We start from the raw sequence: 17,636 nt of genomic DNA, 5'->3' as shown, positions 1-17,636 counted from the left end.
CGCCCGCGAGGCGGCCGCTGTCCCGTGATTTGCTACTGCGTCACACGACAGTGCTGTCGGTCAGTCCGCGAGGCGGTCGACGTCGGCCAGTATCGCCGTCGCGGTTTCGGGCCCGCCCGCGCCGCGTCCGGAGACGTTCAGTCGGCCGGCGTGGGTCGTCTCTATCTGGACGATGTTCCGGGTCCCCGTCACCGCGAGCGCGCCGTGCTCTGGCACGAGACGCGGTCCGACGCGGACCTCACCGTCGCTGACCTCGCCGATGAGTCGGATGGTGCGGCCGTCTTCGTGGGCAAGGTCCAGCGCGCTCGCGGGCACGTCCTTGATTCCCTCGACGGTGGCATCCTCGAGTGTGTACTCCCGCTCGTCGCCCGCGAGGACGTTCGCGATGATGACGAACTTCAGTGCCGCGTCGGTCCCCTCCACGTCGAAGGTGGGGTCGGCCTCGGCGACGCCGAGGTCCTGGGCTTCCGCGAGGACGTGTTCGTAGCCGAGTCCCTCCGCGGCCATCCGCGAGAGGATGAAATTCGCCGTCCCGTTGAGGACGCCGCGTGCGGCCGTGATGTGGTCCGGCCCGAAGTCGTCGATAGTCGAACAGACCGGCATCGCGCCACCGACCGTCGCTTCGAACAGGACCGTGCCCTCGCTCTCGCGTTCGAGCGCGCGCACGTCGCCGTACCGTTCCGCGACCGGTCCCTTGTTCGCCAGCACGACGTGACGGTCCCGTTCGAGAGCGCGTTCGACGTGGCCAAAGCCCGGTTGAGCGTCACCGAGCGTCGTCGGCGTCGCCTCGACGAGCACGTCGTACTCCGCCGCAAGTGCATCCTCCGGGTCTGCATCGCCGACGATGCCCTCGTTCTCTTTGCGTTCGACGGCCGCCGCCGCGTCGATGCCCTCTGCATCGACGACGGCGCTGCTGGAATCTGCGAATGCGGTGACCGTGTGACCATACTCGCCTGTAAGCTCGACGACCGAGGTGCCGACTGCGCCGGCACCCATCACGGCGAGTCTCACGGCGCATCACCCGCCGTCAGCGGCTCGATAACCTGCAGTCCCTTCTCCTCGGCGACCTCGCGGACGATGTCGAGTGCGGCGTCGGTCTCGCCACGCTGGGCGGCCAGTCGGACGCGGGCGCTCGACTCGCCCTCGCTGCTTTCGGGAGCCGACAGCGAGAGGTCCCGGACGGATGCACCCGAGGACTCTTCGACGCGGTCCAGAGTGTCCGACAGGTCCGTATCGACGAGATGGCCGATGAGGACGATTGTCAGTTCCGCCCCGTAGCGCTCGGCACCGGCCTGGATGACGTTCATGCCCTCGTCACGGAGCGCGTCGACGATGTCGTCGAACCGCTCCGGTGTCGCCTCCAGGTCGACTTCGACGGGGATGTGGCCACGCGGTGTGACGTTCCCCCGTTCGTGGAAAATCGAGAGGAGGTTCCCGCCGTTGCTGGCGATGGGGTCGAGCGCCCGGAGCAGTTCCCCGGGGCGGTCGACCAGCTCTAGCCGGACGGTGTACGCCCGGACCTCCCCCGTCGAGTCGCTCATCGGCTACCACCTCTGCCGAATCGAGTACGGAGGCTCATTGCCAGCCTCTCGGGGGGCCGGCTATAAGAATCCCGCCGTTTGCGATGCGAAGTGACGAGCAACTACGGGAGATACCGGTCGTAAAAATCGTCGATCGCGTCGTTGTACTCGTCGCCGTTCGGGCTTCCCCAGGGGTTGCGCGAAAAGTAGAACATCGCCGCGAAGAACGTCCCAAGCGCAATCGCAAGATACGGTGCGACCACCTCACCGAGGACGAACGTGCCGATGCCGGCCAGCAGACCCCCGACGAGGATGTCGGCAATCTGGAATTTGAGGGACATGCCGGTGGTTGGACGCGGCGGCAGGTAAGCGAACGGATTCTTGCGGACTGGGCCCGGTTACTCGTCGCGGAGTTCCGCGACGATAGTCTGCAACTGGGCTTTCCGGAAGGGAGTGTCGGCCAGTTCGGCGTCGTCTGCGCCTATCTCGCCGAGCTTCCAGAGGATGCCGGCCCGCATCTGGGATTTCGAGGGGAGGCGGTTCGTGTCGATGTCGTACTCGACTGCCGCACAGATGGCGGCGAGTGCTTCCTTGGTAAAGGCCGTCGACTCGATGCGCTCGTGGCGGTCCACAGCCTCGCGAATCTCGTTGCGGAGTTCGTCGACAGTCGGCATACTCGGGCATCTGGTGGGATGGTTCTGTACGTTTCGGTCGGGGAGTGTGTGCAGTTGGGCCGAGAGGCCGTTTAATCGGCCGACTCGGGGAAGGGCAGGGCTGCCGTTGCTGTGCGGTTGCGGTGCGGTAGATGACTACGATAGCACCTGCGAGCGGTGCGAGGCGCGAACAACGTGAGCGCCTCGGAAATGCGAACGGGCGTGGAGCGCCCGTGAGCGCTCGACCGAGCGCGAGCAGCCTTTTTTCACTATGTTTTTTTCGGCAAGCGGTGCGCCCGCGCCGAAGGCGCGGTGCGACACCCGCTGCCGAAAAAAGTAGTCTTCAGATGTAGTCGATGACTTCCGGCAGTTCGAGCTTCATGCCCTTCCGCTCGCGAATGTCCATGATGGTCTCGCGCTGGAGGTTGTCGGCCATGACCTGGAAGCCGGAGTTTTCGGTGTTCCAGGAGGCACGACCCTCGGTGGCCGAGCGGATGTCACTGGAGAAGCCAATCATCTCGTCGACGGGCGCGACGCCCTCGACGACCATCAGGTCGCCTTCCTGGTACATGTCGTCGACGCGGCCACGACGGCCCTGGATTTCGCCGGATGCGGCGCCCATGTGCTCGTTGGGCACGTCGATGCGGACTTCCTGAATCGGTTCGAGCAGGCGAATCTCCGCGTCGATGAGCGCGTTGTGCAGCGACTCACGGACTGCGGGGATGACCTGTGCCGGACCGCGGTGGATGGCGTCCTCGTGGAGCCGGGCGTCGTGCAGGCGGATGAGCGACCCGGTGACCGGCTCTGCGGCGAGCGGGCCGTCCGAGAGCGCTTCCTCGAACCCTTCGAGGACCAGTTCCATCGTCTCGTTGAGGTGCTGGATACCCTTCGTGTCGTCGACGATGATGTTCGAGCCGAAGATGTGCTCGACTTCCTGGGAGGTGTCCTTGTCGAGGCCGGCATCTTGCAGGGCCTCACGGCGTTCGAGCTCCGGCATGTCCATCGTCGCCTCGCCTTTCTTCAGCGTGTCGATGAGCTCCTCGTCGAGGGGCTCGACGGTGATGTAGAAGCGGTTGTGACGGTTCGGCGAGATACCCTCGACTTCGCGGCTGGACTCCTGTGGGGCCTCGCGGAAGACGACGATCGGCTCACCGGTCGTCACCGGGATGCCCTGGTTGCGCTCGATACGCTGGGTGATGACTTCGAGGTGAAGCTCACCCTGCCCGGAGATGAGGTGCTCGCCGGTGTCCTCGTTGATCTCGATCTGGATGGTCGGGTCTTCCTTGGCGACCTGCTGGAGCGTCTCGATGAGCTTTGGCAGGTCGTCCATGTTCTTTGCCTCGACGGATTTCGTGATGACCGGCTCCGAGATGTGCTCGATGGACTCGAAGGGCGTCATCTCGACGCTGGAGACCGTCGAACCGGCGATGGCGTCGTTGAGGCCGGTGACTGCAGCGATGTTCCCGGCGGGAACGCGGTCGACTTCCTCGCGCTCGCCACCCATGTAGATACCGACGCTCTGGATGCGGTTCTTGCCCGCAGTCCCGGAGACGTACAGTTCCTGGCCCTTCTCGAGGGTTCCGGAGAAGACACGACCGGCAGCAATCTCGCCGGCGTGGGGGTCGATACCGATGTCGGTGACCATCAGGACGACTTCGCCGTCCTCGTTGACCATCCGCATCGTGTCGGCAATCTCGGATTCGGAGTCACCACGCCAGATGCGCGGGATACGACGGGGCTGGGCGTCGATGGGGTTCGGGAAGTGCTCACAGACCATGTCGAGCACGACGTTCGACAGGGGCGTGCGCTCGTGGAGCTCCTGGCGGTTGTCGTTGCGCTCGAGTTCCATGATATCTGCAAAGTCCATCCCGGTGCGCTGCATCGACGGCATGGAGACACCCCACTTGTAGAGAGCAGAGCCAAAGCCGACGGTGCCGTCCTCGACGGAGACCGTCCAGTCTTCGTTGATGTCGTCCATCTCCTCGGTCATCCCGCGGATGAGGTCGTTGACGTCGCGGATGACGGAGACGAGACGCTCCTGCATCTCCTCGGGACCTTCCTGCAGTTCGGAGATAAGGCGGTCGACCTTGTTGATAAAGAGGGTCGGCTTGACACCCTCGCGGAGTGCCTGCCGGAGGACGGTTTCGGTCTGTGGCATCGCGCCCTCGACGGCGTCGACAACCACGAGCGCACCGTCGACGGCACGCATCGCACGGGTCACGTCGCCACCGAAGTCGACGTGGCCCGGCGTGTCGATGAGGTTGATGAGGTGGTTCGTGTCCTCGTACTCGTGGGTCATCGAGACGTTTGCCGCGTCGATGGTAATCCCACGCTCTTGCTCGTCTTCTTCGGTGTCCATCGCCAGCTGTTCGCCGGCGGTGTCGTCCGAAATCATCCCTGCCCCAGCGAGCAGGTTGTCTGTCAGTGTCGTCTTCCCGTGGTCGACGTGAGCAGCGATGGCAATGTTCCGGATGTGCTCCGGGTTGTCCATCAGTGTCTCACATTCCTCTACGATTTTCTTTCGTCGGCCCATTATTACACCTGCCTACCGGCAGGAGGGTCAAAAGCATGCTGTTTCCCGACCGGACTGTGTCGCCGGCCCATACTTCCCGTCTGTACACCCAGACGAGCTCAGATACCGCACCCAGTAAAGAAGCGACCGGACCGTACACGGTCCAGAACAGCGTGATGCTGCCGTGACGGCGACACCGTTTTACTCGCCGTTTGCGAAGGACCAGTATGGACGAAGACCCGTTTTTCTGTGAGGACTGTGACGAGCAGCTCAGCCACGACGAGATTCAGACCGTCACGGAGGTTCCACAGGTCAACATCGAGAGTTTCGAGATGAGCGCGGAGACCGTCGACGTCCACCAGTGTCGCGGCTGTGGCCTGGTCATCGGCTTCGAACCCCGGTAAAGAGCGGGCGACCTCGCTGTAAATCGGCGTCAGAGTAATTGCGCTGCAGCCCATGTGAACTACACACATGGATGTGCGCGTACAGACCGGCGGGCCAGCAGCCCCGTTTCTCAGCGCCCGCGACATCTTTGCAACCGAGTACGACCTGAACCGTCCCGTCGAAGTCGAAATCCGTACGGACCCCGACGAACGGACACGTGTCAGTCACACCGACGACGGCCATCGCCTGACGATTTCCCAGCAGGCAGCGACGTCCGCGATGGCCCGCGAACTCGCGCTCCACGAGTTCGCTCACATGCACCACCACGAGCGGAGCCACCCCTCACACACCCAGTCGACAAAGGAGGCAATCTACCTCGCGCTCGCTGGCCGCAGCGTCGAACAGCGGAAGCTCTCCCACTGCTATCAGATTGCAAATCACATGAAGGACATCTACGCCGACGACGTGTGGCTCGAGTTGGCTCCGGCGGACAAACTGGTCGACTTTCTGGAGGCGAGTCTCGCCGCTGCTGTCGCCGACCGACCAGTGGACCCGGGAACGTGGCAGCGCATGACACCCGCTGCAGACCCCGAGATAACCGCAGTCAACGCCGCGTTCGCGCTCGCACTCGTCGAGCGCCACAACCTCGTCGGCGACGACCACCGGCTCTACGACCTCGCGCACGCGGCCGCCGTCGACGCCCCCGAGGTTCGCCTCTCACAGTTCAAACATCAGTTCCGAACGCTCGCGGCCGACCCCGACGAGAGCGAGTATCGGAAAGCCCTCGTTGATGTCACGCGCGCCTACGCGGGCGGCGAAGGGCCGGCGGCCGACTAGAGCAGCGCCGACGCGGCAAGCGCGAGTGCCGCCCCGACCACGAGAGCGTCGGCCCGCGAAAACTGCAGTGCCGGAAGCGTCGGATTGTACGCGAAACACCGTGCACGGAGCGCGACGGAGAGACTGTCTGCCCGTCCGACGGCTCGAACCAGCGACAGCGTCGCGAGACGCGTCGCCCGGTCGCGCCACGACCGCCGCTGTCCACCGCGGGCGGCAATCGCCTCCCGGATGTGGCCCACGTCTGCGCGGACCACCGGAACGAACCGAAAGGTCAGGGCAACGCCGACGCCGAGCAACTGGCCGAACCGCCCCGGAACGGTGTGCTGGATGGCCGCTCGCGTGTCCCTGACCGGCGTCGCGTGAACGAACGCCGCACTGACCAGCAACACCGGCACGATACGAGCGACACTCCAGAGTGCGGTGACCGCGCCGTCGACACGAAACCAGGGCGCGCCGACCGTGAGACCGCCGAGTATCGGCCCCAGTGCCAGAAACACCACCACGAGTCGGTAGGCACGCAGCGCTCGCACCGGGGAGAGTCGCGCGGCAGACAGACACCCCACAGCAACCGCAAACACTGCCAGCAGTTGCAGGGCCGACGACGCGGCGAGAGCAGCGATTGCAAAGCCAATCTGGAAGGCAATCTTCGCCCGCGGGTCGAGCCGATGGACGAGCGTCTCGCCCGGCGTGTAGGTCAACATTCCGGGACGCGAACGTCGATGTCTGCGAGCCGTTCGCGGGCCGATTCGGGGTCGGCGTCGACGACAACGGACCCGTCACGGAGCCCGACGACGCGGTCCGCCCGGGAGAGGACGTCCCGAACGTCGTGTGTGACGAGGACGATTCCGGTCCCGTCGGCGTGAAGGTCCGCGAGATGGTCGAGGACCGACTGCCGCGCCGGCCAGTCGAGCCCAGCGAAGGGTTCATCGAGGACGAGATGTGTCGGTTCCATCGCCAGTGCGCCAGCGATGGCGACGCGTGCCTGCTCGCCGCCCGACAGCGAATCCAGTCGGTCGTCTTCCCGACCAGCCATGTTGACCGCCGCAAGGGACTCGGTGACTCGGCGGTCGATTTCGTCCCGGTCCAGCCCGAGATTCTCGGGGCCAAAGGCCACGTCGGCGCCGACGGTCGCGGCGACAAACTGGTCGCGTGGCGTCTGGAACACCATCCCGACGGCCGTCCGCGTGGCGACCGGATTCGCCGCCGCGGGCTCGCCGTCGACCAGCACCTCCCCCTCGTCGGGTTCGAGCAAGGCGTTGAAGTGACGCCCCAGCGTCGTCTTCCCGCTGCCGTTTGCGCCCGAGAGGACGACCCACTCGCCGTCGGCTATCGTCAGCGAGATGCCGTCGACGGCCGCCTCGCCATCGTATCGGTGGACCAGATTCCGCGTCTCTATCATCGATGCCGGGTTCGCAGTCGACTCACTGCAGTTGGGCCAGCGTCTCGTTGCCGCCGGCGACGATGCCGACGGTCAACAGGACCTTCAGCACGTCACCGACCGCAAACAGTGACATCGCGCTGGCTGCGGCCATCACCGAGATACCGTTTACGTCCGCCAACCACGGCACGCCGACGCCGTAGATGGGAACCAGCGAGAGCACCAGCGCCGCGCCTGCGATGACGGACGATATCTCGGAGAACGATTTGGGGTCGACCGAGCGGTGGACCAGCGCGCCGATGAGCACCGCCGCCAGCAGAAATCCCACGAGGAATCCGCCAGTCGGGCCGAGGAAGTATCCCACGCCCGCACCGCCCGACGAGAACACCGGCGCGCCGGCGAGGCCGACGACGATGTACAGCAGGACCGCAAAGCCACCCCAGAGCGGCCCCAGCAAGAGCCCAGCGAAAAAGACCGGGAACGGCTGGAAGGAGAAGGGAACACTTCCCAGCGGGATAGAAACCTGTGCCAGTACGGCCGTCAGCGCGGCCAGCAACACCGCAAGTGCGACGTGTGAGACCGTCGCGTCCGGAACGAGTTCGACTGATTCATGCTCCTGTGACATACCAGTGGCTGTCTCGTCAACCGCAAAGACTGTGTTGGTTTACGGACCGACAGCTGTCGAAATAGCGTCGTTAGAGCAGGTGCTCTCCAGTCGTCGGCGAGAAAAGCAGCGAAAACCGAACAGAGACGTTACCGCGCGGCGGCCGCGACGCGCTCTTTCTCCTCTTTCTGGTTGACGGCGTAGGCACCAACGTCGTTGTTGGCTGCGCCGATGAGCTGGCGGGCGAGCGCCTCGGAGGCGTCGGCTTCGGTCTTGAACGAGTCGTTCAGGACACCCTCACCGAGGAACTTCAGCGCCTGGTCGACACGGCGCTGCGGGGAGACGTCGACTGCCTTCGGGACGGAGATACCACCGTACTTCAGGCGGACGGTCTCCTCACGCGGTGCGCTGTTCTCGACAGCGCGGACGAGAATCTGAATCGGGTTCTCGTCGGTCTGGTTGTGAATCTGCTCGAAGGCGTCCCGGGTAATCTGGGTCGCCATCTGCTTTTTACCAGTGTTCTCGTCGGTCTGCATCAGTCGGTTGATGAGCCGCTCGACGATGCTGATTTCCGACTTCTTGAACTGCTTGTCGGCGTGGCGTCCCATCGTGTGTGCGATGGGCGTGACAGTGATGTACCGCTCCGTGGAGGGGTCGCGAAACTCGATGTCGTCGACCGACCACGTACCGAAAAGCTGTGCGTTGGCGTCCTCGCCCTCGTTGCCGGGTGCGTCCGGCTCTGGTTGGTCTGCACTCATGATTATCGAACCGGTTTCTCCGCGTTGCCTCGAACGAGTTCGATCATCGAGACACCGTTGACCTTCTCGACCTTGTAGTTGACACCCGAAAGGTCACCCATCGCACGACCCTTCGCCCCACCGATACCGGCGATAGTGACTTCGTCGTGTTCGTCGATAAAGGAGATAGCGCCGTCACCGGGACAGAACGCGGTCACCTGTTTGCCGTTCTTGATGAGCTGGACCCGGACGCATTTCCGAATCGCCGAGTTGGGCTGTTTCGCTTCGATACCGACCTTCTCCAGAACGATGCCACGCCCCTGGGGCGCGCCCTCGAGTGGGTCCGACTTCTCGCGAAGCCCCCGCTCGCGGCGCGCGTACTGGGAGTCGGACCACCGGTGAGACTGGCGGTCCTTCTTGAGCTTCCGCGCGGCGTATTTGCCGTTCGCCATAGTACACGCGGATACCCGACGAAGGTACTTAAGACTCCTCTTTTGTAATCCCAGGAGGGAACGGGTGACACACCCACAGACACACGAACCGCCCTCTCGGAGAATCGACCGAAAACGATGCCGTCGTCGGGCGGCGCCACTCGGGGCTCTATCAGGTCAACTCGATACCGTCGATGTCGTAGTGGCGCTGTGCGAGAGTCCGTGCGGCCTCGATGTTCCGGCCGTCGGCGCCGATTGCGACGCCGCGGTCCTCCTGTGCCACCTCGACGTAGGCCATACGGTCGTCGTTCTCGCTGATGGTGACGTTGTAGACGGCCGCCGGCGCCAGGGCGTTGGCGACGAAATCCGCGGCAGTGTCTGCGTCCTCGACGAGTTTGATTGGCTTGCCGATTTCCGCTTCGACGGCAGCGACGTACTCGCCGCCGGACCCGATTGCCTGGCCCATCTCGCCGGGCTTGACGAGGAAGATGATGCGGTCGAACTCCTCGTCGATGACACAGTCCCGGACAGTCGCGTCGGTCGTCTCCTCGAACAGAGAGACCAACTGCAACGCCTCGTCCGAGAGCCGAACCGTCATCTCAGTCGGCGCTTTCGGAGCTGCGAGCACTCATCCGGAGGTTCACGTCACCGGTGCCGAGTTTGATCGGCTTGCCGACGATGACGTTCTCCGTGACGCCGTCGAGTGCGTCGACTTCGCCGTGGATGGCCGCATCGAGGAGGTGGTTGACCGTCACTTCGAAGGCTGCCCGTGCGAGCACGGAGTCTTTCGACCCCGAGATGCCGTGGCGGCCGATGGACTCGATTGTCCCCTCGTTGGTCATGATGTCCGCGACCAGCATCAGGTGACGGATGTTCACGTCGTCGAGCCCCTGCTCTTCGAGCGTATTCATCGTCTCCTCGATGATGGCCTCGCGGGCCGCCTCGACGCCGAGGTTTCGGTAAATCTCGTGGATGTTGTTACAGCTAGTCCGTGAGGCGTCGACGCCTTCGATGCCCAGCACGGTCCCGAAGTCAGAGCCCTCCGTGTAGAGGACGAACTCCTCGCCCTCGTCGGTCTCCTCTTTCCGGATGACGACACGGGAGATGTCTTCGATACCTTTGAAGACGATGTCCGAGAGGTCCTCGACCAGTTGAAGGAGGTCACGGTAGGACGGCTCCTCGGGGCCGAACGCGATAATCAGTTCCTGCCGTCGGGTCTCGACGCCGAGTTTCGACTCGATGGTATCGGCGATCTCCTCGGCGATTTCGATGGGGTCGTCGACGGTCGGCCACCGCTCCAGGAGGGTGTCCTCGTTGAGCGAGACACGGACCTGCATGTCCGCGACGTTCGTCGAGACGTCACCGAGCTGGAGAATCTTCGTCGCCTCGATGTTCCAGACGACTTCGTGTGCGCGCTCGCGGTTCTCGGCGAACTCGTCTTCGAGATGTACCGTCATCATCGGCGTGTCCGGTTCCTTCCGGGCGTCGACGAGTTCGATGAGTCGGGGCAGCCCCTGTGTCACGTCGATTTCTGCGACACCGGCGTAGTGGAACGTGTTCATCGTCATCTGCGTTCCGGGTTCGCCGATAGACTGAGCCGAGACGGTCCCGACCGGGTCCAGCGGGTCGACACGGGTGTCGAGATACTCGGCCTCGACGCCCTGGACGATGTCCTCGACCTCTTCGAGGGTCGCGTCGCGGTCTTCGAGTGTGCTGTACACCTCGTCTTTGAGTCGTCGCGGAAGGTCCGTATCTTCCACGAGGACTTCGATGTCGGTGGATACGTCGTAGTCTGTCATGGTTTAGTCGTCACTCTGGGCCATCCACCAGTCGTCGGCGTGCTCCGACAGGTTGGTCGGCGTGGCCTTGTCGCCGAGGAACTGTTCTTTCGCCTGGTCGCTGTCGAACTCCTCGTCGAGGACTCGGTCTGCGATACCATCGACGTCGACAGCCGGTTCGTCCACCGAACTGGACACCTCCACCGGAGAGGTGCCGTCCTCGCCGAACTCGAACTGGACGACGGTGTCCGAGGTGTCCCGGACGGTGCCGTCGTACTGCGTTTCCAGTTCGGAGAGTGCGTTGATGAGCCGGCGCTGGAGGTAGCCGGACTTGGAGGTCCGGACTGCCGTGTCCACCAGCCCCTCGCGGCCACCCATCGCGTGGAAGAAGAACTCCTTGGGGTCCAGCCCCTCACGGTAGGAGTGTTCCACGAAGCCGTGGGCCTCCGCAGAGAGGTCGTTTGGCGCGAAGTGGCTGAGTGTGCGGTCCTCGTAGCCGCGGTTGATTCGCTCGCCACGGACTGCCTGCTGACCGACACAGCCGGCCATCTGCGTGAGGTTCAGCATCGACCCACGCGCGCCGGACTCGGCCATCACGACGGCCGGGTTGTCGTCGGCGAAGTGGTCCTCGGCGATGTCACCCGCGCTGTCACGGGCCTTGCCGAGTGCCTGCATAATCTTCATCTCCAGGGTCTCGTCGACGGTCCGACCCGGCAGCGATTCGAGTTCGCCACGGTCGTAGGTCTCGATGAGTTCCTGGACACGGTCGTAGGCGCTGTCGATGGCCTCGTCGACCTGTTGTTGGGCCTCCGGCGGAATCGACTCGTCGTCGATACTGATGGAGAACCCAAAGTGCATGATGGTCCGGATGGCGAGGCTGGACACCTCGTTGATGAAGATACGCGCCCGGGTCCGTGAGTACTCTTTCGTGATGGTGTCGACGACTTCGCCACCGAAGGCGCCGACCCCGTCCTCGTCGATGGTCCCGGCCGTGTGCTGGCCGTCCTCGATGACGACGGTGTCGCCCGCCGAGGAGGTAAACTCGAGGTCCAGCCCGTCGGGGAGCAGCTCCGAGAAGATAGTCCGGCCGGTCCAGTACTCGGTGCCGCTGTCGTCGGTCCGGTCCGGTTCCGGCAGTTCGTCGATGCGGGTCGTCCGCAGCAGGTCGAGTGCCTGTGTCTCGTTGAACTCCGGATTCTGGTTTGTCAGGAGATACGTCGCGGTGATGTGGTCCTGAATCGCGCCGATGATGTTCTCACCGAAGCGCGGCGAGAGCATCTGTTCTTGCACGCGCATGAGGACGCGGGCCTCCGCACGGGCCTCCTCGTTCTGGAGGGCGTGCATGTTCATCTCGTCACCGTCGAAGTCTGCGTTATAGGGCGGGCAGACGACGGTGTTCAGACGGAACGTCTTGTACGGCATCACGACTACTTCGTGAGCCATAATCGACATCCGGTGCAGCGATGGCTGCCGGTTGAAGATGATGATGTCGCCGTCGATGAGGTGCCGGGAGACTTCCCAGCCCGGTTCGACCTTCTCCGAGAGTTCCTCGCAGTTTTTCTCGGTGACCTTCAGTCGGCGGCCGTCCGGTCGGCGGACGTAGTTTGCGCCCGGATGGCCTTCCGGCCCGTTCTGGACGTAACGGCGCGCTTCGTCCAGATTCATCTCGTTGACGTTCATCGTCTGGGTCATCTCCTTTGCGACCCGGTCGGGGACACCGACCTCGTTTAGCGAGAGTGTCGGGTCCGGACTGATGACTGTCCGAGCCGAGAAGTTCACACGCTTGCCGGACAGGGAACCACGGAAGCGCCCCTCCTTGCCTTTCAGGCGCTGGGAGAGGGTCTTCAGTGGGCGACCCGAGCGGTGTCGGGCCGGTGGTGTCCCCGAAATCTCGTTGTCCATGAACGTGGTGACGTGGTACTGGAGCAGTTCCCAGAGGTCCTCGATAATCAGCTGTGGGGCACCCGCCTCCCGGTTCTCCATGAAGCGCTGGTTGATGCGGATGATGTCGACCAGTTTGTGAGTCAGGTCGTCCTCGCTGCGCTGGCCGTTGTCCAGCGTAATCGAGGGCCGTGCGGTCACCGGCGGCACCGGGAGCACGGTCAGAATCATCCACTCGGGACGGGACTTCTCGGGGCTGACGCCGATGGCTTCGAGGTCCTCGTCCGGGATGTCCTCGAACCAGTCGCGGATGTCCGAGGGCATCAGCTTGTTCATGTCCTCTTCGGTGAGGTCTGCATCGAGTGCGTCCTCGATTGCCTTCCGGTCGTCCTCGCGCGGACGGAACGACCCGGAGAGGATTTCCTGCACGCGGCCGGGGTCGATACCCGTCTCGTCAGCGAGGTCCTGGGGCGTGATGCGCTCGTCGTCCTCGTCGTCGGGTTCCATGGCGCTGGCGATGCGCTCCGGGTAATCCGAGGAGAGGACCTGCTGGACCTCGTAGTAGGTCGTCGGTTTCTCGTGTTTGACGTCGTACTGGACCGCGCCACAGTACGGACAGAGGTCCTCGTTCGTGTCCGTCGAGGAGCGCCGACAGGTCCGCATCGCGGATTTGAGTTCGTCGCTGAGGTCGTTGCTGAGGTCGCGTGCCTCGCGGAGGTTCCGGCGGAACTCATCAAGTTGGTCGTCGGCGGCGGCACTCGACTCTTCGAGGTCGGCGTACTTGCTGCCGTCGACGGGTGTCAGTCGCGAACACTCCCGGCAGGTCCCGCGCAAGAGGCGGCGAATGAGCTTGTTGAAGCCGACGTGGATGACCGGCGCGGCCAGTTCGATGTGTCCGAAGTGGCCGTTACACGACCCGGAGTGTTTGCCACACGTTTTGCACTCCAGCCCGGGGTCGATGACGCCCAGGCGCGGGTCCATCAGCCCCATGTCGATGGGGAAGCCGTCGTCGTCGTAGGTGTCGGCTGTGATGACCTTCGTGGCGCTCATGTTGCGGTACTCCTCGGGGTCCATCAGCCCGAAACTCAGGCTCTGGATTTCTTTTGGTGCGTGTTGGCTCATTTATACTGCGTCCTCCAGTTCGATGCGCGGAGCGATTCCGAGGGCTTTCATCTCGTCGAGCAGGAGCTTGAACGCGTAGGACATCTCGATTTCGTGGACGTCAGTCTCCTCGTCACAGTTCGGACAGTACACGCGCCGTTGGTCGACGTTCTCGACGGCCGCCATGCCACAGTTGGCACAGACGTAAATCCACTCGCGGTCCGACTCGTCGAGGAGTCGCTCCTTCAGGGTCATGGCCGCGCCGTGTCCGATGAACACGTCCCGTTCCATCTCCCCGATACGGAGCCCACCCTCGCGGGCGCGCCCCTCCGTGGGCTGGCGTGTCAGCACCTGCACGGGGCCACGCGAGCGAGCGTGAATCTTGTTCGAGACCATGTGGTAGAGCTTCTGGTAGAAAATCGTGCCGACGAAGATTTCGGCCTCGATTTTCTCACCAGTGATGCCCGAGTACATGACCTCCTTCCCGCTGGACATGAAGCCGTGGTCCTCCAGGGAGCCACGGAGTTCCTCCTCGTCCTCACCGGTGAAGGGCGTCCCGTCGACACGCCGGCCTTCCAGCGACCCGACTTTCCCGCCGATCATCTCCAGAATGTGTCCGACCGTCATCCGGGATGGCAGAGCGTGAGGATTCAGGATGAGGTCCGGCACGACGCCGTCCTCGGTGAAGGGCATGTCCTGCTGGGGTGCGATGTGGCCGACGACACCCTTCTGGCCGTGCCGCGATGCGAACTTGTCGCCGAGTTCCGGAATCCGTTCGTCACGCACAGACACTTTGGAGAGTTTCGAGCCGTCCTCGCCCTCCATCAGCGTCACCGTGTCGACGACGCCGGATTCGCCCGAGCGCATCGTGACGCTCGTCTCACGGCGTTTCTGGGGGGAGAGCCCGCCCATGTCGTCCGGTTCTTCCAAAAATCGGGGCGGGCTCGTCTTCCCGAGCAGGACGGCGTTCTCGTCGACCTGCGTCTCGGGGTTGACCAGTCCGTCCTCGTCGAGGTGGGTGTAGGCGTCCTCACCGCGTGCGCCCCGGACTTCCTCGTCGGGAATCTCGAAGCGGTCCTCCTGACCGCCGGGGTAGCGTCGTTCCTCACCCTCGTAGGTCCGGAAGAAATGGGAGCGAGCGAGTGCACGCTCGACGGACCCTTTGTTCATCACGAGTGCGTCCTCGATGTTGAATCCCTCGTAGGACATGACCGCGACGACGAAGTTCTGTGCCGCCGGGCGGTCGTCGTAGCCGATCTGTTCGGTGGTCTGGGTCTTGACCATCGACAGTTGCGGGTAGTGCAGCAGGTGCTGGCGGGTGTCCGGTCGAATCCGGTAGTTCGCCGATGGCAGTCCGAGTGACTGCTTTATCATCCCCGAGCCCATCGTAATCCGCGGGCTGGCGTTGTGTTCGGGGTACGGAATCATCCCCGCACCGATACCGAACATCAGCTGCGGGTCGATTTCGAGGTGTGTGTGGTTGTCGGTCAGCTCCTCCTCGTCGACGGCCACGAAGATGTCACCCTCCTCTTCAGCGTCGATGAACTCGACGAAGCCGCGGTCGACGAGGTCTTCGAATTCGATGTCGCCGTTCTGGAGCGCTTCGACCTCCTCGTCGGAGATGAGCGGTTCGCCGTCCTCGACGACCAGCAGTGGGCGGCGTGCCCGTCCGGCGTCGGCGTTGACGATGACTTCCTGGGTCCGCTCGTCGACGGAGACGTTGACCATCTCCGAAACGTCGCCCCGGCGGCGGGCCTGTCGAATCTGGTGTGCGAGCTTTTCCGGGTTGGGGTGTGTTCCAACCAGACTGCCGTTGACGTAGACTTTGGCTTCTCGTCCCTGTTGTTTGCTCATATTAATCGTCTGCGGGCTGTTCGACACTCTCGATGCCGGGGATGCCCTCGACCCCCATCTGTGCGAGTTCCTGTTTGAGTCCCTGTTCGTCCTCGATGTTCTGGGAGAGCTCCATCGCCTGTGCGAAGTTCTTCACCAGACCACAGTTCGGCCCCTCGGGCGTCTCGGAGGGACAGATACGACCCCACTGGGTCGCGTGCAGGTCACGCGCTTCGAAGTGTGGCTGCGAGCGGGAAAGCGGCGAGCGGAGACGGCGGAGGTGAGAGAGAACGCCCATGTAGTCGGTCCGGTCGACGAGCTGGCTGACGCCAGAGCGGCCACCGACCCAGTTGCCCGTCGCAATCGGGTGTTCGAGTCGCTCGGTCAGCACGTCCGACCGGACGACAGTCGACACCGACAGTTGCCGATTCCGCATGTTGGCGCGTTCGAGCTGGTATTTCACGTCGCGTGCCAGCTTGTTCAGCGCCGTCCGGAACAGGTCCTTCATCAGGTCGCCGGAGACTTTCAGGCGCTTGTTGGCGTAGTGGTCCTTGTCGTCTGCCTCACGCCGGTCGAGGGCCAGTTCGAAGCAGGCCTCGGCCATCCGGCAGAGGTAGTAGGCCTTGTTGATGCGCACGTCCTCGTCTTCGACACCCTCCTCGTGGAGGTGTGGCAGCAGGTACCGGTCGATGACGTAGTTTGCGCGTTTGAGCTGGTAGTTTTTGCCCTGTCCGCTGGCGACGCGTTCGCCCAGGGTCTCGATTGCGCCCTCGGTAGTCTGGACGTCTGCGGCCTCCAGATTCTCCAGCATGAACTTGACAATCTCCGGGTCGTCGCTCACGCGGTGGACGATCTCCTCGTCGGACTCCAGTCCGAGCGCGCGGACGAGCGTGACGAAGTTCACGCTGCCCGAGACAGACGGGAAGGAGACTTCGAGCAGCCCGTCGCGGGTCCGCTCGACGAGCACCAGGGCCCGGTAGCCACGGCGCTGGGAGAAGGTCTTGGCGACTTCAATGGTGTCGCCGTACTTCGTGTCGGTCTCGGCGAGAATCTTGTTCGGTGCGAGGTCCTCGCTGGTCATCAGGACCCGCTCAGAGCCGTTGACGATGAAGTATCCGCCGGGGTCGGCAGGGTCCTCGCCGATGTCGATGAGTTCCTCGTCGGAAAAGCCCGCAATGTTACACTTCTCGGAGCCGACCATAATCGGCATCCGGCCGATTTTGGTCTCGGTCTGGTCGACGACGCGCTCTTCCTCGTCGTGGCCACCTTTGACGATGGCCATCTCCATGAAGACTGGCGCGGAGTAAGTGATGTTGCGCAGGCGCGCCTCCTGCGGATAGAGGAGTTCCTCGCTCCCGTCGGCCTCGCGGACGCGGGGCGTGACGACGCGTACGTCGCCAAGTTCGACGAAGACCGGTTCCTCGCCTTCCTTGTCGCCGATGTCCGTCTCGATGGTCTCTTTCTCGTCGACCACTCGTTGCATTCCTCGGCCGAGGAAGGAGTTGAACGACCGGAAGTGATGTTCAGCGAGCCGTTCGCGCGAAAAGTATTCCCGTGAGATGTCTCGTTTGTCGTCGATATCCATTATTCCACCACCAGTCGGTACACTCTTGCGACGTCTGTAGTGCGTGAGTCGCGTTCGATTTTCACCACGTCGCCGATCGATGCATCGTCGGGCAACGCAGGGTCTGCGCGTTTGATTTTCGGCAGGTCTGTTTTTCTGATGTTATACTCCTCGAGTACGTCCTCGAGTGCGTCGTCCTCAAGGACCGTATGGTCGGGCACGAGTTCGTGTTGGCTTACATCTACCATGGGTGTGGCTTGGCCGGCAGAGAAGGCTGTTCGAAGATACTACAGCGCCCTATATCCGGAAGCCATATAACACTTATCAAACGCAGACGAGCAAGGCTATCGAACCCCCGCCCGGGCGACGCCGTTTGACCGCAGGTACGGGCCCGACGCGAGGGTATCTATGTGTTCGTACCAC

At 63.5% G+C, this 17,636-nt stretch carries 18 protein-coding genes; 2 read left to right on the top strand and 16 right to left on the bottom strand.

The window, feature by feature from the left end:
• Window positions 1–60: 60 nt before the first annotated feature.
• From QYL91_RS07240 to QYL91_RS07220, 5 genes are all read right to left on the bottom strand, one after another.
• A complete protein-coding gene (locus tag QYL91_RS07240; protein ID WP_302082707.1) occupies window positions 61–1,011 on the bottom strand; it encodes a homoserine dehydrogenase in 951 nt (316 codons plus the stop codon).
• Window positions 1,008–1,541 carry an amino acid-binding protein gene (locus QYL91_RS07235; protein ID WP_302082706.1) on the bottom strand — a complete coding sequence of 178 codons (534 nt, stop codon included), beginning with the start codon at window positions 1,539–1,541 and terminating at the stop codon, window positions 1,008–1,010. The genes QYL91_RS07240 and QYL91_RS07235 overlap by 4 nt, the downstream gene beginning before the upstream one ends.
• 101 nt (window positions 1,542–1,642) lie before the next feature.
• Window positions 1,643–1,861 (bottom strand): hypothetical protein, encoded by a 219-nt coding sequence (locus tag QYL91_RS07230; protein ID WP_302082705.1) that lies wholly within the window; start codon window positions 1,859–1,861, stop codon window positions 1,643–1,645.
• A 57-nt stretch (window positions 1,862–1,918) separates the two neighbouring features.
• Window positions 1,919–2,194 (bottom strand): hypothetical protein, encoded by a 276-nt coding sequence (locus QYL91_RS07225; RefSeq protein ID WP_302082704.1) that lies wholly within the window; start codon window positions 2,192–2,194, stop codon window positions 1,919–1,921.
• A gap of 322 nt (window positions 2,195–2,516) precedes the next feature.
• Complete coding sequence (locus QYL91_RS07220) at window positions 2,517–4,706, bottom strand: elongation factor EF-2 (RefSeq protein ID WP_302082703.1); 2,190 nt, start codon at window positions 4,704–4,706, stop codon at window positions 2,517–2,519.
• 206 nt (window positions 4,707–4,912) lie between these two features.
• Between QYL91_RS07220 and QYL91_RS07215 the strand changes: the two genes are divergently transcribed.
• Both QYL91_RS07215 and QYL91_RS07210 read left to right on the top strand, forming a co-directional pair.
• Complete coding sequence (locus QYL91_RS07215) at window positions 4,913–5,089, top strand: hypothetical protein (RefSeq protein ID WP_302082702.1); 177 nt, start codon at window positions 4,913–4,915, stop codon at window positions 5,087–5,089.
• Window positions 5,090–5,156: 67 nt separating this feature from the next.
• On the top strand, window positions 5,157–5,906 hold the full coding sequence (locus tag QYL91_RS07210; protein WP_302082701.1) for a DUF5781 family protein: 750 nt from the start codon (window positions 5,157–5,159) through the stop codon (window positions 5,904–5,906).
• On the opposite strand, the gene QYL91_RS07205 is transcribed toward QYL91_RS07210, so the two are convergent.
• From QYL91_RS07205 to QYL91_RS07155, 11 genes are all read right to left on the bottom strand, one after another.
• Window positions 5,903–6,607, bottom strand: a complete 705-nt coding sequence (locus QYL91_RS07205) for an energy-coupling factor transporter transmembrane component T family protein (RefSeq protein WP_302082700.1) — start codon at window positions 6,605–6,607, stop codon at window positions 5,903–5,905. The genes QYL91_RS07210 and QYL91_RS07205 overlap by 4 nt on opposite strands.
• Window positions 6,601–7,305, bottom strand: coding sequence for an energy-coupling factor ABC transporter ATP-binding protein (locus QYL91_RS07200; RefSeq protein WP_302082699.1), 705 nt, complete (start codon window positions 7,303–7,305; stop codon window positions 6,601–6,603). Before QYL91_RS07200 ends, QYL91_RS07205 begins: the two co-directional genes overlap by 7 nt.
• Window positions 7,306–7,327: 22 nt before the next feature.
• The gene (locus QYL91_RS07195; protein ID WP_302082698.1) at window positions 7,328–7,909 is read right to left on the bottom strand and encodes a biotin transporter BioY; all 582 of its coding nucleotides are present in this window, start codon (window positions 7,907–7,909) and stop codon (window positions 7,328–7,330) included.
• A gap of 128 nt (window positions 7,910–8,037) precedes the next feature.
• Window positions 8,038–8,646 carry a 30S ribosomal protein S7 gene (locus QYL91_RS07190; protein WP_302082697.1) on the bottom strand — a complete coding sequence of 203 codons (609 nt, stop codon included), beginning with the start codon at window positions 8,644–8,646 and terminating at the stop codon, window positions 8,038–8,040.
• A gap of 2 nt (window positions 8,647–8,648) precedes the next feature.
• Window positions 8,649–9,077, bottom strand: coding sequence for a 30S ribosomal protein S12 (locus QYL91_RS07185; RefSeq protein WP_302082696.1), 429 nt, complete (start codon window positions 9,075–9,077; stop codon window positions 8,649–8,651).
• A gap of 151 nt (window positions 9,078–9,228) precedes the next feature.
• Window positions 9,229–9,654: a NusA-like transcription termination signal-binding factor gene (locus QYL91_RS07180; RefSeq protein WP_302082695.1), complete on the bottom strand. Its 426-nt coding sequence runs from the start codon at window positions 9,652–9,654 to the stop codon at window positions 9,229–9,231.
• A 1-nt stretch (window position 9,655) separates the two neighbouring features.
• Entirely contained in the window at window positions 9,656–10,855 is a 1,200-nt protein-coding gene (gene rpoA2, locus QYL91_RS07175; RefSeq protein WP_302082694.1) for a DNA-directed RNA polymerase subunit A'', read from the bottom strand.
• A gap of 3 nt (window positions 10,856–10,858) precedes the next feature.
• Window positions 10,859–13,837: a DNA-directed RNA polymerase subunit A' gene (locus tag QYL91_RS07170; RefSeq protein ID WP_302082693.1), complete on the bottom strand. Its 2,979-nt coding sequence runs from the start codon at window positions 13,835–13,837 to the stop codon at window positions 10,859–10,861.
• Complete coding sequence (rpoB, locus tag QYL91_RS07165; protein ID WP_302082692.1) at window positions 13,838–15,670, bottom strand: DNA-directed RNA polymerase subunit B; 1,833 nt, start codon at window positions 15,668–15,670, stop codon at window positions 13,838–13,840. It abuts the gene before it with no gap.
• 1 nt (window position 15,671) lies between these two features.
• A complete protein-coding gene (locus QYL91_RS07160) occupies window positions 15,672–17,234 on the bottom strand; it encodes a DNA-directed RNA polymerase subunit B'' (protein ID WP_302082691.1) in 1,563 nt (520 codons plus the stop codon).
• Window positions 17,234–17,461, bottom strand: a complete 228-nt coding sequence (locus QYL91_RS07155) for a DNA-directed RNA polymerase subunit H (protein ID WP_302082690.1) — start codon at window positions 17,459–17,461, stop codon at window positions 17,234–17,236. Before QYL91_RS07155 ends, QYL91_RS07160 begins: the two co-directional genes overlap by 1 nt.
• Window positions 17,462–17,636 lie beyond the last annotated feature (175 nt).

Source organism: Salinibaculum rarum (assembly GCF_030505615.1).
Lineage (GTDB): Archaea > Halobacteriota > Halobacteria > Halobacteriales > Haloarculaceae > Salinibaculum > Salinibaculum rarum.
The sequence above is the reverse complement of the archived record's forward strand: the minus strand, read 5'-3'. Positions and strand labels throughout refer to the sequence as shown.

What these genes read in the sequence shown, in the direction of transcription:
- QYL91_RS07190 (WP_302082697.1), bottom strand. Translation starts at nt 8,646, where the DNA reads ATGAGTGCAGACCAACCAGAGCCGGACGCACCCGGCAACGAGGGCGAG.
- QYL91_RS07195 (WP_302082698.1), bottom strand. Translation starts at nt 7,909, where the DNA reads ATGTCACAGGAGCATGAATCAGTCGAACTCGTTCCGGACGCGACGGTC.
- QYL91_RS07170 (WP_302082693.1), bottom strand. Translation starts at nt 13,837, where the DNA reads ATGAGCCAACACGCACCAAAAGAAATCCAGAGCCTGAGTTTCGGGCTG.
- QYL91_RS07220 (WP_302082703.1), bottom strand. Translation starts at nt 4,706, where the DNA reads ATGGGCCGACGAAAGAAAATCGTAGAGGAATGTGAGACACTGATGGAC.
- QYL91_RS07180 (WP_302082695.1), bottom strand. Translation starts at nt 9,654, where the DNA reads ATGACGGTTCGGCTCTCGGACGAGGCGTTGCAGTTGGTCTCTCTGTTC.
- QYL91_RS07185 (WP_302082696.1), bottom strand. Translation starts at nt 9,077, where the DNA reads ATGGCGAACGGCAAATACGCCGCGCGGAAGCTCAAGAAGGACCGCCAG.
- QYL91_RS07215 (WP_302082702.1), top strand. Translation starts at nt 4,913, where the DNA reads ATGGACGAAGACCCGTTTTTCTGTGAGGACTGTGACGAGCAGCTCAGC.
- rpoA2 (WP_302082694.1), bottom strand. Translation starts at nt 10,855, where the DNA reads ATGACAGACTACGACGTATCCACCGACATCGAAGTCCTCGTGGAAGAT.
- QYL91_RS07230 (WP_302082705.1), bottom strand. Translation starts at nt 1,861, where the DNA reads ATGTCCCTCAAATTCCAGATTGCCGACATCCTCGTCGGGGGTCTGCTG.
- QYL91_RS07200 (WP_302082699.1), bottom strand. Translation starts at nt 7,305, where the DNA reads ATGATAGAGACGCGGAATCTGGTCCACCGATACGATGGCGAGGCGGCC.
- QYL91_RS07205 (WP_302082700.1), bottom strand. Translation starts at nt 6,607, where the DNA reads ATGTTGACCTACACGCCGGGCGAGACGCTCGTCCATCGGCTCGACCCG.
- QYL91_RS07225 (WP_302082704.1), bottom strand. Translation starts at nt 2,194, where the DNA reads ATGCCGACTGTCGACGAACTCCGCAACGAGATTCGCGAGGCTGTGGAC.
- QYL91_RS07155 (WP_302082690.1), bottom strand. Translation starts at nt 17,461, where the DNA reads ATGGTAGATGTAAGCCAACACGAACTCGTGCCCGACCATACGGTCCTT.
- rpoB (WP_302082692.1), bottom strand. Translation starts at nt 15,670, where the DNA reads ATGAGCAAACAACAGGGACGAGAAGCCAAAGTCTACGTCAACGGCAGT.
- QYL91_RS07235 (WP_302082706.1), bottom strand. Translation starts at nt 1,541, where the DNA reads ATGAGCGACTCGACGGGGGAGGTCCGGGCGTACACCGTCCGGCTAGAG.
- QYL91_RS07160 (WP_302082691.1), bottom strand. Translation starts at nt 17,234, where the DNA reads ATGGATATCGACGACAAACGAGACATCTCACGGGAATACTTTTCGCGC.
- QYL91_RS07210 (WP_302082701.1), top strand. Translation starts at nt 5,157, where the DNA reads ATGGATGTGCGCGTACAGACCGGCGGGCCAGCAGCCCCGTTTCTCAGC.